Consider the following 14,120-nt stretch of genomic DNA (forward strand, 5'->3'; position numbering starts at 1 on the left):
GTGCGGTACGGCCAAGCGGTGCTGATGCGTCACTACAACGCCCTGCCGATCGATCCGTCGGCCAACATGGGTTTCGGCCTGCACACCCTCAGCACCCACGAACACAACGGCCACTCCCCGGCCGAAAGCGATGGCTATTCCAATGCGTTTTTCTTTCCGGGGCAGTACTACGACTATCGCTGGCCGATCCAGTTGGCCGGTTACGACAGCATCAACACCAGCGCCCAGGATCCGCGCGCGGCGTTCCCCTGCGCCCCCGGTGAAACCCTGTATGTCAACGATGCCACGCCGGGCCTCAAGACCTGCAACAACGGCAGCATCAAGATCCGTGGCGACTGGCGCGAAACCATGAGCACTCACTGGTTCCACGACCACATGCTCGATTTCACCGCGCAGAACGTCTACAAGGGCAACGCGGTGATGATGAATTACTACAGCGCCATGGATCGTGGCAACGAAGCACTGCAAGACGGCGTCAACCTGCGCCTGCCCAGCGGTTCGGCGTTGCCCTGGGGCAACCGCGACTATGACGTCAACCTGATGCTGGCCGACAAGGCCTGGGACGCCAATGGCCAGCTGTGGTTCAACCCGTTCAACACCGATGGCTTTCTCGGCGATCAACTCCTGGTCAACTGGCAGTACCAGCCACGCCTGAACGTGCGGGCACGCAGCTATCGCTTCCGCATTCTCAATGGCTCGGTGTCGCGCTACTTCAGGATCGCGCTGGTGCGTGAAGTCGTCGGCACCGGTGGCGAATATCCTGGCCCGGTCGGTTCCGGCCTGTCCTACACCCGCGTGCCGTTCCACATGATCGCCAACGACGGCAACCTAATGGAACACGCCGTGCCATTCGACGGCAGCATGGACCTGGACGCTGACGGCGACCTGCAGGACCACAACGCCATTCTGCCCACCATGGGCATCGCCGAGCGTTACGACATCATCGTCAACTTCGCGAAAAACGGGATCAGCACCGGCGACAAGTTGTACTTCGTCAACCTGATGGAGCACCACGACGGCAAGGGTCCGGAAAGTCTGCCGCTGAGCCTGGCCGATGTCCTGTCCGGCAAGTACAAGGCGGTGCTCAAGCTCGGTAGCAACGGGCTGCAATGGGACGCCGGCGACCCGGTGGTGGGCAAGTTCCTGCAGATGGTGGTCCAGCCTTATGCCGGCCAGGACGTGAGCATGAACCCCGCCGACTACGAACCCGCCAAACCGGGCAAGCCGATGGGTAAAACCATGCTGCCGCTGACCCTCAACCGTGACGACCCGACGGTGCAGGCCAGACTGAAACTGGCACGGCATCGCGAGTTCACCTTCGGCCGCTCCGACGGCACCGACGAAGAACCCTGGACCATCAAGACCGACGGCGGTCTGGGCTACCAGATGGACCCCCGAATCATCAGCGCCGCTCCGCAACTGGCCAATGGCCCGACCGCTGCCGGCTTCTCCGGCGACGGCACCCTGGAAGTGTGGAAAATCAGGAACGGCGGCAACGGCTGGAACCACCCGGTGCACGTGCACTTCGAAGAAGGCATCGTCCTCCACCGCGACGGCAAGGCCCCACCGGAATGGGAAAAATGGGCGCGCAAGGACGTCTATCGCATCGGCGAGGGCATCGACAGCTCGGTGGACGTGGAAATGGCGATCCGCTTCCGGGAATTCGCCGGGACCTACATGGAGCACTGCCACAATACCCAGCACGAGGACACCTCCATGCTGCTGCGCTGGGATGTCGAGAACCCTGGCCAGTTCCAGTTGATGCCAACCCCCCTGCCCGGCTGGGACGGCGTCACCTACGTCAACTCCGCCGCACTGCCGACCTTCCGCACTGGCGATACCCGTGTCGAGGACGCCGCTAACCAAAAACCGGTCGCTAACCCCGACAGCGCCATCAGTAACACCGGCCAACCGGTGATCATCAACGTCCTGGCCAACGACACCGACCCTGACGGGAACGTGCCGCTCAAAGTGGTGGGCCTGGAGCAACCGGACTCCGGCAAGGGCGTGGTCAGCACCGATGGCCTGCGCGTGACCTACACACCACCGGCCACGATCCCCGCTCCGTTCACCGCGACCTTTTCCTATAGGGCCAGCGATGCCAAGGACGCGGAGTCGGCACCGGCGACGGTGTCCGTGGCGGTCTCGGCAGCGATCAACGAGAGTCTGATCGTCACCAGCGCCACCGTCACCGCCCGCAGCAACAGCCGCTGGTATTGGGTCCTGTCCGGCACCACTTCCCGTGGCACGGGCAATACCATCACGGCAACGGCCACGACCACCACCGGTACGGTGAACCTTGGCGCCGCCGTCCTGACGCCTACGGCCACAGGCGCGCGCTGGAACATAGCGGTGACCACCGCCGGCAGTGGCCCGTCGCCTGGCGCGACAGCAACCATCAAGTCGGCCTTCGGCAAAACCGTGACGGTGCCGATAAAGGCGAACTAGAGTGGTTTGATCGACGCCCGGTCCATGCAATGTGGATCGGGCGTTTTTCTTTGTACAGCGCCCACCATTGAATCGGCATCGTACTCAGATTTTGCATTTACCAAAGATCAAATGTGGGAGCGAGCCTGCTCGCGATGGCGCAGTGTCAGGCAACATAGAATCTCCCACAACAGGAGTGTCGTTGACCGCAAGTTAACGTTCGGCCCGACTCACCGCTGCGGCGCCACCATCCGGAAGCGGATATTGATCTCGTTGGACACCACACTGTCCGCCCACTCGCCCTCACCTATCTTGAAGTCGTCACGCTTGAGCACCAGTTGGCCCTCGAAGATACCGATGGCGCTCTGCGATTTCAGCAGCACCGGTACACTCACTTCCCGAGTGAGCCCCCGCAGGGAAAGCGTGCCGGTGATGGTGTAGCGGTTATTGCCCTGGGCCTTGATGGAGGTCGACTCGAAGGTCGCCACCGGATAAGTCGCGGTGTCGAACCACGCCGGCTTTTGCAGCTCGGTGTTGGCGTCGCTGCTGCCGGCATCGATGCTTTTCAGGTCGATGGTCAGCACGGCATGGGCGGCGCCGGGGTTATCGGTATCGAAGTCGAGTTTGGCCTTGAACTTACCAAAGGTGCCGTAGGCTTTCGACCCCATCTGCACATAGGTGAAGCTCAAGGTGCTGGCCCTGGCGTTCACATCCTTGTACTCCACGGCTTGCGCAAACGGCACCAGGCCGAACACCAACATGCCGGCCAGAGCGACGCAATGCGCGGATCGAAGATTCATGGCACTCTCCGGGAGGGTTCCCGTCTTGAGTTGGCGTGCCGCACAGGTCGGGTGGCACCAGATGGACTAAAGCAAACAACCGGCGTTTATTCCACCTCACCCGTTGATTTACCACCACCTGCCCCGCACTCCCCGCGTTGCCATGCCCTGTGCAACAGGTCGATCACCTCGGCATCCGAGGTCTGGGCAAAGTCCATGTACCAATGGCCAATCGAGGTGAACCACTCGGGCATCAGCGGGCAGATCAACTCATCCACCTCGCTGCGCAACGCCTGCACCGTTTCGATCGGCGCCACCGGCACCGCCACCACGATGCGCGATGGCGCCTGCGCCCGCAGCGCCTGGATCGCCGCCATCATCGAGGCGCCGGTGGCCAGGCCGTCGTCGATCAGGATCACCACCTGATCCTTGAGCTGCACCGCCGGCCGCTTGCCCCGATAGACCTGCTCGCGGCGCAATAGCTCGCGGCTTTCCCGTTCGACCACGGCGTCGAATGCAGCCTTGGCAATCGGATGCACCCGCAGCGCTTCTTCATTACGAATCTGGATACCGCCGCTGGCAATCGCGCCCATGGCGTACTCCGGGTGGGACGGCACGCCGAGCTTGCGCACCAGCATCAGGTCCAGGCGAACCTTCAGCGCCGTGGCCACCTCATAAGCCACCGGCACGCCGCCACGGGGCAAGGCCAGAACGATGACGTCGGAACGATTGGCGTAAGGCAGCAACGGTTCAATCAAACGCCGCCCGGCTGCCGGGCGGTCTTGCAGGATGGAATGGGACAAGGGGCTCATTTGAAACCTCCCCAGGCGATTGCGCCTGCGAACTTCAGCCATACCTGCCTTTTGTGGCGAGCGAGCTTGCTCCCGCTGGGCTACGCAGCGCGAGCAAGCTCGCTCCCGCCTATACCAACCGCTCAATCTTCTGATGCTGCCACACCAGTTTGTAATACAGCGTCTGCAACACCAGCATTCCCAGATACGCCACCGGAAACGCCATCCACACCCCTTGCAGCCCGAACTTCGCATCCAGCAGATACGCCGCCGGCAACTGCACACCCACCACGCACACAATGGAAATCGCCACCGGCACCATCACCGTGCCGCTAGCGCGCATGATGCCGCCGATGATCGCCTGGAAACCAAACACCAACAGGCTCCAGAGCATGATGTGCAACAGGTGCTCAGCCATGTTGAGCGTCGCCTCTTCGGTGAGGAACGACGCCAGCAACCAGCTCGACAACAAGTACCCGAGCACCACCAGGCCACCGGTCAAACACACGTTGATCATCAGTCCCGTCTTCAAAATCGGCCCGATACGCTCAATGCGCCCCGCCCCAATCGCCTGCGCTCCAAGGATCGACGCTGTGATCGCAATCGACAGCGCCGGGAACTGCACGTAATTGACGATCTGCGTCACCGCGCCATACGCCGCCGTCGCCTGGGACCCGTGCTGGTTCACCAGCGCCAGAATCACCAGCTCCGACAGCGACAACACCACCATCTGCAACCCGGTGGGCAAACCGATGCGTAGCACCTTGCCGAGAATCGCCATGTCCAGCTTCATCGCCGCGAAGAACTCACGGTCCGGCGCCAGCGGATGGCCCTTGCCAAGCAAGCGCCACGCCAGCAGCCCCATCGCCACCAGGTTACCCACCAGCCCGGCAATCGCCGCACTCTGAATCCCCATCGGCGCAAAACCCAACCACCCGCGAATCAACGCCGGCGTCAGCGCCAGCCCGACACAGGTGGACACCACCAGCGCCAGCAACGGCGACAAGGTATCGCTCACCCCGCGCAGCAACTGGGTGAACAACACAAACACCAACAGCGACGGCATGATCCACAACATCACATGGGCATACGCCACCGCATCGTCCAGCACATCGGCCGGCGTCCCCAACCCCACCAACGCCGACCGCGCAAATACACTCCCCACCACCGCCGCCACCAACCCGATCAACACCCCCAGCAACAAGGTCGCCCCGGCAATCGCCTTCACCAGATGCGTCTCCCGCGCCCCCCACGCCTGCCCGATCAACACCCCCGCACCCGCACCGAGGCCGATCACCAGGGCGATGAAGAAAAACACGATGGGGAACATGCCCGACACCGCCGCCAGGGCCTGGGTGCCGAGCATCTGGCCGATGTAGATGCTGTTGACCGTGCCGGACATGGATTGCAGGAAGTTCGACAGGACCATCGGGGCGAGGAAAAACAGGTAGGTTTTCCAGAGGGGGCGTTGGGGGTTCGGGGTTTGCATTCGGGAAGGTCCATTTCGACGGCGAGAGCAATGAGTAAGGATAGCGTGGGTGGCTGAATCCAAGGGGCCGTGAACATCTCAGGTCTGTGTTTATATTTCCAGCGACCTGAGGTGAAAGGTCTGAAGTTTCATCGTCGCGGGTCCTACATAAAGCTCGGAATGTCTCACCTTCCCGCGCTGATCTTATACGGCTTATAGTCGGCGCCGTCGCCCAGATGGCGATTCGGGTTTGGCGACCTGACAACAGAGAATGACCGACTGACGGCCTTGAGCCCATCTAAAAGAGATCATTCAAAATGAATCGATATATGCCTCTCACCGGAATCGACCTGGTTCCGGCTTCCCTGCTCATCGACACCCAAGCGCCACTCGACGTCCTGCAAGCCATGGCGGATTACCGTATCCGTACGGTCACGCAGGTGCTGGAAAACATTGCCTACCGATCTGAACTCGGTTGCGACACTGTAGTGCTGGAGGACTTTGCCAAGCTGCTGGTCATTCCGTTGCGCGATGGGTGTGATTTGATGGATGTGATTGGGCGGCGGTTGCGGGCGCAGGCGGCGGAGTAAAGAAAAACGGGTGCTCTCGCGCCCGTTTTATTGCTACTCCAGAAAGAGGTTGCTCCTCAGCTTGATTCGAGGCTGCGAAAAACCGATCAGGCGAAGATACTCAATATGCCCGTAACAAAGAGAAGAGCCGCTGCGGCAGCGGCTCAACCTGGGAAGCCTTCGATGATTTAAACGACTGGACAAGGGAACTGGACGGCCACGAAATGATGGCTACGGTCACCGCTCTCTGGCACCTGCGCTCAGGTACTTGGTGCTGTCAGTCAAAGGTATATTTGCCTTCGAGCATGAATGCCGGCTCTCTCCAGTTGGGTCCTCTCACTACTATGCACCCATTATTTTTTATAAAACCGGCATCACACATTTTCTTGACAAGGTTCAATAGCCCTATGTTGTTCTCCACATGCGCCCAGTTAGCCCGATTATAAAGGCCATCAAGCCGAGGAAAGGAGATGCCCAATTCATTTTTGGTAAGAAATAGAATTACCTCTTCAGGCTTCTCGTTTAGTACGATGTTTTTTATGACGTTCATCGTTTTATTCCTCCAATTTGCTTGGACTCTCTGTCCGTTTGTTTGTTGTCTGCCTCTATAGCCTCGGGCGTGTAGAGTAATTCAAAATCATCTTTTAGCTTGTAGTCTTCCAGCGTCGCGGCGTGAGTATTGTTCCAAATAACACCGTCGTCATTCGGGTTTACACCGTCAACCACACCTAATGCTCTGAAACGTTCCAGCTCTCTGAGTTCATGAGTATAGAAGCGTTTGTCAGCATCTGTGATTACCAATTCACCCAGCAGAATTTTTTTCAAGCGAAAAATCATAATGGCATTGGCGTCCGAAGGACCAAAGCGTCCAGTATGTAATTTTACCAGGTCAATACCCGCCTGGATCACGGAAGCACTTGTCCAATCGAGATCGAGTATTGGCCCCCCGGCTTTGGCGGGATTGAAAAGTCGACCGCTGTATTTTCCCCTTGTGGTTGCTCCTTCATAAGGACTATTAAACACAACGTAGATTGGCGGTAGACCGCTTTCAATCGGAAAGCAGTAAATGCAATCCCTGAAATCAGGCAATTCGACCGCGGGCAAGGTTTCAGGCTGCACAAGCAATGGCGACAGCGTAACTCCAGTGTAAGTCGGTACTTGTGCAGGTCGGGCGGGCGAAGTTGTCGAGCCGTTTCCCAAGTGAATAATTGGAAAACTGAGGATAATGGGCGGTGTATCGTTTGACGTGAAACTGTAGCTGCTGGTCGTTGGATCGAATGCCAATGCTCGTACTGGCACTTTTTCCGAGACGCTCCCTCCAGCCGGGGTTGCAACGAGTGTGTATTGGTTAAGGTCGCCATAAATCCGATAAGGAAGGTCAATGGTTCCTTCGGCAGCGGCGATTTCATTCAGGTTTGACGGCAGCTTTGGTAAAAAAGTGGTACCGGGTAGTTTGAGAGCTGTTTGAGGAAAGCGTTCGCCGTTAGCAAGAGCAGGTGAATAGAACAAGGCTCCGATCCCAACAGCAGTGGCCCGACTGATTAGTGCTTCCCCCAACCCTGCCAATAACCTAATGCCTCCCTGGATTCGCGCCCCGAAGGTCCAACCGTCGGCGAAATGGATGGCAATGGCACCCGCCACGGTTCCTGCCTCTTCGCCATGACCAATGGGCAACCTGTAGGTGTAGGCGACTTCGCCCCTTGCCAAGGCGCGATGGATTTCAGCGTCTGCAGTTGCGGAAGCGTCCTCCAAAATGCGAACGGCCTCGATAAGGATTCGTTTAACGTAGGCGGCAGTTAGCGACAACAGGAATTCTTCATAAAAACTTAGTCGTACTTCATCATCTCTGTCTGACTCCACATCACTTGCAAAAAACTCGGCAATTGTTTCTCTGTCTAGCGACAATGCGTCCACGCCAATATGCAATATTGCATCGTTCCAACTTCCGTGCATTGTGACCCTTTGCAAAAGCTCAACGATGATCACTTTCTTTTTTAAGGCAGCTTCCAGCGCATTTAACTCTTGGGAGTCAATGCCTGCGGCTATGCGCTTCTCTAGATAATCTCGAATATTCGGTGCACCACCCGAAAAAACATTCGTTATCTGATCGTGCGCCGAAAGAAATATCGCCACTAATTGTTGGTATTCGTTTCTGGTTTTTTTGACGCCCTCAATACTATGCGGCGTAGTAACCGCCGGGACATTCCCATCCCAAAACAAAATACTATCGAAGCTTGAAGGAAAAACTGAGGCTTGCGCAGCTTGAACCGGCAGAGACCCAGACGTTATTGAAGATGAATAATGAGTAACTGGTTTTTGCATATAGCACTCCATGCAACAATATTAATTCCATTAAATAGACAGAACAAAAGTTATGCCGCAACAACGTAGCAATTTCAATACTTCAATATTTACTGTATGCATCGCGCGAAAAATAGCATTAGGCCCAAACAACCTCTGCGGCTTCCAGCAAAATCCTCACAGTTGGCCATTCCGTTACACGATGTGTTGTGACTTGATAGATGTGATTGGGCGGCGGTTACGGGCGCAGGCTTCTGAGTAAAGGAAAACGGGCATCAAAGGTGCCCGTTTTTTTGTCTGACGAGAAAAGTGGTTTACTTGTTCTGAGGCCCGATCCTAGAGAAGCGCGCCAGGTTTTATCTTTTTTCCGTCGGTTTGACGCTTGGATGCCTTATGGAGATGAACCGTACAAAGCAGTTAGTCCGTGGATCAACTCAACACAACAATCCTCTTGAGCTCCTCATCCATGTGCTGGAGGCATCCCTCGAATTGATTTCGCTTCCTGAGAATGACTTCTGCTGGTGTTTTTGGGCTGACAGCGATGAAGCAAAAGCAGAGCTGGAGGGATTGATCAAGTCGCTTAGAGCTGGGGTGCTGCCCGGAAGAACCCACTTTGCTGTACTTTTTGCGCCAACAGGTCCGCTGCAAGAGCTCAGCCTCAGTAGTGGGTGGGCGGAAACCTTTTTGAAAGTCGCCAGTAAATATGACGAAGCAGAGGCACGGTTGTGGTGAGGGAATGATGCCGGCTTGGCGTGTGCCAGAGTCGTAATACCAAGCACTTCCAATGATGGCACCGGGTCGTTTTCAGGCCTTCGGGGCAGGCAACAACTGGCCAGAAACAGCCTGTCATGACCGGCAGAGAACGGCCCAGAGTGTGTAAAAACAATGAGCCAAAATTGAAGTCTGAGCCTCTATGCCAAATCTGAGATTTATCGGCTGTTTGGCAGACCTGGATTTTGCGTAGAAACGCGATTTTCAGTTCTACTTGGGACACCAGTCGCGCTGAAAACCGCTTTTACACACTGTGGGCCAGAAGCGGTCGGTCGCTCAAAACACTTAAAAACCACTGATTGCTAAAGTAATCAGGATCCGAAAATTGCTCACTCGGTCGAAGGGACGGATGCTTTGCTACCCAAGCGGATTAGTTCATTGGAGAAACACAGGCCGACGATGATCAGTGCCGCTCCCGCGTACAGGCTTTCGCGCGGTATTTCGTTGAGCGCCACAAACGCCAGCAGCGCGGCGAACAGTGGCTCGGTCAGCTCCAACGCTTGCACTTGGGATGGCTTGAGATACTCGATGGCCTTGGTGGTGCAGAAGAAGCCCAGGATTGTCGGCAGCGTGGCCAGCGCCAGCAGCGCGGCGATCGCCAGCGGCGACAGCTCGCCCATCGCAAAACCATCGGCCGCAGCCGGCATCAGCAAGTACAGGCTGCCAAAGAACAACAATTGTCGGGTGAAGTGCAGCCCCCCCGACACTCCCATACGCTTCATGGCAACCGAAAAGGCCCCATAGCCGGAGCCGGCCATGGAGGCGAGTGCAGCACCTTGCAGGGTAAAGCCCTGCTGCAGGTCGCCGCCGAAGATCACCGAGATCCCGGCGATAGCCAGTGCAGCACCAACGGTAGCGTTCGCGGTGATGGCATCCTTGAGGAAAATACGCCCCAGAATGATCGAGGAAATTGAGGCACTGGCCATCAGTACCACCACCACACCTGCCGCAGCGTAGTGTCGATAGGCGGACGTTTCGAAATGGAACAGCACAAAGATGCCAAGGAATGCGCAGATAGCCGCCTGAGTCCATTTGGTCGACGCCGCCGGGCGCTTGAGGAAAAACAACAGGATCGAGAGAAGCACGCAACCCAGTACGGTCTTGATGACAGCGACACTGCTAGCGGTGAAACCATTACTCATGAGTATTTTGCTGAGTACACCGATCGTTGCGTTCAGTGCCGCAGCGGAGAGTGCAAATATGACGCCTTTGCTGAAAGTAGATTGCATGGATGACGATCCCTGTCGCTGAAGTGTCGTTCGATAGAATGCCGCCCTGTATCGACGGCGCAAAGTTTGAAGATACGAAGATCTCACCAACCCCAGTATTTATTGTGGCATAAGCACTGGATCGCCCAGTAGGATGCTATTCGCCTTCTTATCGCCGCCAAGGGAGAAGTCAGAGGGTCTGGCCCTTGCCTATGCAATATGAGTTGACGAACGTTGCAGTGTGCTGCAAAGACTGACGTATATCCGGTTTGGCTATTCCATGCCTGTTGGCAAATTGCTCGACCGCCGCTGTATCAAAACGAGTGGTCTGGATAAAGTCCAAGGCTTCGGGTTTTGTATTCAAAAACCACGCGACGGGAGGAATACTCAGTAGCAACTTCAGCAATCGGAGTGAAATGTGATGCTTGGGAGACTTTAAGCCCAAAGGGTGTGCCACCTGTATCAGGAGTTCTCGCAAGTTTGGAGTTTGGTCATCAAGCGCCAGCAGTTCCTGGCCCACCATGGCAGGATCAAAAGCACAAACTGCCACCAGTTCAACCAGGTAATCCACGGTGACCAGTGGCAGCCAGTGCTCGGCGGTACCGGGCACTGCAGTCAGCTTTCCCTGCACAAGGTTGCGTATCAGCTCCACCAGCGGCTGACCGTCAAGGATATGCCCCGTGCGGCTATGACCACAGACAGTCGCAGGGTGGACAACGGTAATCTCCCCGCCCTTGGCGGCCATGACCTCCAGGGTCGCAAAATGCGCCTCCAGCTTGCTTCCCTCGTAACCACCGACATGTCGGTAGACGGCAGGCCAATTCGTCAACTGCGGATGACGAGGATCAATTCCGATGCGTTGCAGATGTTCATGATTTTTCAGCATGTAGCCGCCGATCATCACTAAACGGCTTTTTTGCTCAGCCGCCAACAGCGCCACGCGCTTTGCCCCTTCCACATTCACCGCACGAGAATGCTCCACTGAAAGCCCCCATGCGAAGTGGGCGCCCAGGTGGAATATGACTCTGGCGTGCCTTAGCACTTCTCGGTCAGCAAGACTCAGCCCGAGGTTGTCCCGTTCCAGATCGCCAGCTACGGCAAATACCCGGGTTGCGCACCCTCCCAAATTATCGACTTGCTCGCGCAGTGCAGCTAGTCGCTCTGGGCAACGCATCAACACCCGAATGGTGTGACCTTTTGCACTCAGGCACGCCACCAAATGTTGACCGACGAAGCCGGTACCCCCCGTGACAAAGCACTCCACGCTCATTTCCCTGCTCCTTGTTTAAGGTGAAAAATCAAGCGTAAACTATCGACCCAACTCTATAGTCAAGCGGTGTTTTAATGAAAATCGGCGAACTCGAGGCCCGCAGCGGCGCCAGCCGCCATACGCTCCGTTACTACGAGCAAATCGGCCTGATCTCACCGCTGCGGCAAACTAACAACTATCGCGTTTACACAGTGCAAACTCTGCAGGATCTGGACTTTATCCAGCGCGCGCAAAGCATGGGGTTTTCCCTGGGGGAAATAGGCGAGATTCTGGATGCGCAGCGGAACAAGCTGATCGATTGTGCTGACGGCGCGAAGCTAATTGAAAAGAAGATGGCAGAAATCAAACAGAAAATCGCCAACCTCCAAAGCATTTATCGGTATCTGGATGAAGAGCGTGCAACCCTCGAAGCCAGTGCTGCCAAGCAACTTGAGCTTCAGCAACTGAGCAACTCTTCCAACTGAACTGTCAGCATCTGGGAAACGGAAGCTGCAGCCTGCCTCCAGTTTCAAGCCCATCGCTTACGCATTTTCTATTAGTGGGTTTTCCATTGAGCATGATCAGCACCACCTATCGCTCGGTCCTGCCTCCATTTCAATGTTTCACGCTTCTCTATAAACCGTCATTCCCGCCCCCTGATTTTCTGCGGCAATGACTTGAGGCGAATTGCTACTGATGAGCTATGGTGACTTGGTAAACCACGCTCTGGGCAGATCATCCATGAACACGTACGCCACTCTGTTCTTCGGCATGTTCACCACCCTTTTGGCAATCATCAATCCACTTGAGGCCATTCCGGTATTCTTGGGCCTGCTGCAAGACAAAGACGCCGCCGAGCGGCGCCAGGTGGCACGCAAGGCCTGCCTTTACGCGCTGGCGCTGATGTTTTTCTTTCTGATCTTCGGCAACCTGCTGCTGCGTCTGTTCGAGGTTCCCCTGAGTATGATCCGGGTGGTCGGCGGGGTGATCCTCATGCGTATCGGCTTCGAGCTTTTCGCCCCCTCGCCAAACAGCAGCCTGATTCCAGGCAGTAGCAAGGGTAACCAGGACGTATCCTTCATTCCCATGGCCATGCCGATCATGTTCGGCCCTGGCGCCATTGCCACGGTGATCGGCCTGACCAGTACCATCAAGGATTCCGACCGCGCCATACTGTCCTTCGCGGTAGTAGCATTGGCGATCTTCGCCACCATGTTTACCACCTACCTGTCTCTGGCTTACGCCAATGACATCCTCAAAAAGATTGGTCCGCAAGGCATTGACGCGGCGACACGCATTGTCGGCTTCTTCGTTTCGGCAATGGGCGTGGGCCTGATCTTCCACGGCACGGTGGAGTTTCTCCAGTCGTACGGAGTCCTGCTCAACGGGGTAACAAAGTAGGGCTTTTGATTTTATTTCAGCTGTATGCCGATCCGATCGATATGAGTGAAATACCCCCCCGCCATGAACTCGCACTGCTTAGTTGATAAAGACTGACTTTTTCAAGCAAACCATAGCGTATTAATGAGCTATACCCAATATTCCCCTATGCACTTCTTCCACTATTGGAGGTGTCAATGAAACCCAGTACTGCCCTGCCAGCGCTACTGATCATGGCAAGTCTCTTCGGCTGCAGCAGTTCATCGAACCATTCGATGAACCTTCCTTTGGCGGCTACCCACAATAATCCTGGCCAGATCGCCAGCACCACGTTGACCAGTGTCGGCAATCAAACCAATTTTGACTTCGACATCACAGGCGTTCCAACCGGAACCCTGCTGCCCCCTCGCCTGTACACGTTCATCCATAAAGGTAGCTGCCAACAACCCGGGGCTGTCGCCTTCGCCATGAACGATAAGGTCAATACCAAAAGCACCGCTGGAACCAACGGTTGGACCTTCTACCGAAGCGCGCCCATAGCCATGAAAGACCTGCTTGCCGGCACGTACTCCATCGTCGTACGTACGGCACCCGAGGATGGCAATAGCGATATTTTCTGCGGCGATATTGCGCAAGCAACTCGGTGAAACGGCCACAGTGATTGGTGAGTCGAGAACTTTAGGCTGAATACCATTAGGCATGGGCGGCCCGACTGCGCGATCAAATAATAGTTGTGACATGGCCCTCTAAAAAATCGCAGTTGCCACGTTCAACTTCCGAATCCGCACTAGACTCTGCCGTGGGCCTTAATCCGTGCGTAGTCATGCAAAAAGTAGGAAATGATTCTGTATGCAGTACCTAGGCTAATTACTCGATGGTCAATGCACCAAAGGACAATATTGAGGTGCACTCATCACCCGGTTGCTGACACCATGAAAAAACAAGGAATATTGGTATGGAAAAGTTGTCGGATCGTTTTAGGCTTTCTATCGTGTTTGCTGCACTTTTGTCATTGAATGGGGTTGCCCAAGCCGCCCAGACGGAGAAGACGAACATCCTGTTCATTGTCTCCGATGACACCGGCTACGGCGATCTGGGGCCGTACGGTGGTGGTGTCGGCCGTGGCATGCCAACCCCCAGCATCGACCAACTGGCACAAGAAGGTACGACCTTTTAT

13 protein-coding genes and 1 pseudogene are annotated in these 14,120 nt (G+C 56.1%); 7 read left to right on the forward strand and 7 right to left on the reverse strand.

The genetic code is table 11. The features are described 5' to 3' along the window. A partial coding sequence (locus ASD95_RS13655) for an Ig-like domain-containing protein (protein ID WP_056725165.1) occupies positions 1-2,448 on the forward strand: 2,448 nt, incomplete at its 5' end. Between the two features lie 209 nt (positions 2,449-2,657). On the opposite strand, the gene ASD95_RS13660 is transcribed toward ASD95_RS13655, so the two are convergent. From ASD95_RS13660 to ASD95_RS13670, 3 genes are all read right to left on the reverse strand, one after another. After that, on the reverse strand, positions 2,658-3,227 hold the full coding sequence (locus ASD95_RS13660) for a YceI family protein (protein WP_056725163.1): 570 nt from the start codon (positions 3,225-3,227) through the stop codon (positions 2,658-2,660). Positions 3,228-3,313: 86 nt separating this feature from the next. Next, positions 3,314-4,018, reverse strand: a complete 705-nt coding sequence (locus tag ASD95_RS13665; protein ID WP_056725162.1) for a phosphoribosyltransferase — start codon at positions 4,016-4,018, stop codon at positions 3,314-3,316. Positions 4,019-4,127: 109 nt separating this feature from the next. Then, positions 4,128-5,486, reverse strand: a complete 1,359-nt coding sequence (locus tag ASD95_RS13670) for an MATE family efflux transporter (RefSeq protein WP_056725160.1) — start codon at positions 5,484-5,486, stop codon at positions 4,128-4,130. Positions 5,487-5,782: 296 nt separating this feature from the next. On the opposite strand from ASD95_RS13670, the gene ASD95_RS13675 reads away from it, so the two are divergent. Beyond that, positions 5,783-6,055 carry a hypothetical protein gene (locus ASD95_RS13675; protein ID WP_056725158.1) on the forward strand — a complete coding sequence of 91 codons (273 nt, stop codon included), beginning with the start codon at positions 5,783-5,785 and terminating at the stop codon, positions 6,053-6,055. A gap of 256 nt (positions 6,056-6,311) precedes the next feature. Here ASD95_RS13675 and ASD95_RS13680 read toward each other — a convergent pair whose 3' ends face one another. Both ASD95_RS13680 and ASD95_RS13685 read right to left on the reverse strand, forming a co-directional pair. Next, a complete protein-coding gene (locus tag ASD95_RS13680; RefSeq protein WP_056725156.1) occupies positions 6,312-6,584 on the reverse strand; it encodes a hypothetical protein in 273 nt (90 codons plus the stop codon). Then, on the reverse strand, positions 6,581-8,356 hold the full coding sequence (locus ASD95_RS13685) for an S-type pyocin domain-containing protein (RefSeq protein ID WP_056725154.1): 1,776 nt from the start codon (positions 8,354-8,356) through the stop codon (positions 6,581-6,583). Before ASD95_RS13685 ends, ASD95_RS13680 begins: the two co-directional genes overlap by 4 nt. Positions 8,357-8,728: 372 nt before the next feature. Here ASD95_RS13685 and ASD95_RS13690 point away from each other — a divergent pair, with 372 nt between their 5' ends. Beyond that, the gene (locus tag ASD95_RS13690; protein WP_056725152.1) at positions 8,729-9,067 is read left to right on the forward strand and encodes a hypothetical protein; all 339 of its coding nucleotides are present in this window, start codon (positions 8,729-8,731) and stop codon (positions 9,065-9,067) included. A 368-nt stretch (positions 9,068-9,435) separates the two neighbouring features. On the opposite strand, the gene ASD95_RS13695 is transcribed toward ASD95_RS13690, so the two are convergent. Together ASD95_RS13695 and ASD95_RS13700 are read right to left on the reverse strand one after the other, a co-directional pair. Next, the gene (locus ASD95_RS13695) at positions 9,436-10,335 is read right to left on the reverse strand and encodes a DMT family transporter (RefSeq protein WP_056725150.1); all 900 of its coding nucleotides are present in this window, start codon (positions 10,333-10,335) and stop codon (positions 9,436-9,438) included. A 169-nt stretch (positions 10,336-10,504) separates the two neighbouring features. Next, a complete protein-coding gene (locus ASD95_RS13700) occupies positions 10,505-11,584 on the reverse strand; it encodes an SDR family oxidoreductase (RefSeq protein WP_056725148.1) in 1,080 nt (359 codons plus the stop codon). A gap of 74 nt (positions 11,585-11,658) precedes the next feature. Here ASD95_RS13700 and ASD95_RS13705 point away from each other — a divergent pair, with 74 nt between their 5' ends. The 4 genes and pseudogenes from ASD95_RS13705 to ASD95_RS13720 all read left to right on the forward strand — a co-directional run. Next, positions 11,659-12,048 (forward strand): MerR family transcriptional regulator, encoded by a 390-nt coding sequence (locus ASD95_RS13705; protein WP_056725146.1) that lies wholly within the window; start codon positions 11,659-11,661, stop codon positions 12,046-12,048. Between the two features lie 211 nt (positions 12,049-12,259). Then, positions 12,260-12,964: a MarC family protein gene (locus tag ASD95_RS13710; protein WP_223542444.1), complete on the forward strand. Its 705-nt coding sequence runs from the start codon at positions 12,260-12,262 to the stop codon at positions 12,962-12,964. A gap of 176 nt (positions 12,965-13,140) precedes the next feature. Continuing rightward, positions 13,141-13,590, forward strand: coding sequence for a hypothetical protein (locus tag ASD95_RS13715; protein WP_056725143.1), 450 nt, complete (start codon positions 13,141-13,143; stop codon positions 13,588-13,590). Positions 13,591-13,898: 308 nt separating this feature from the next. After that, positions 13,899-14,120 (forward strand): annotated as a pseudogene (locus ASD95_RS13720) (sulfatase-like hydrolase/transferase); the annotation flags it as partial.

The sequence above is a fragment of the Pseudomonas sp. Root71 genome, from assembly GCF_001429045.1.
Taxonomy (GTDB): domain Bacteria; phylum Pseudomonadota; class Gammaproteobacteria; order Pseudomonadales; family Pseudomonadaceae; genus Aquipseudomonas; species Aquipseudomonas monachiensis.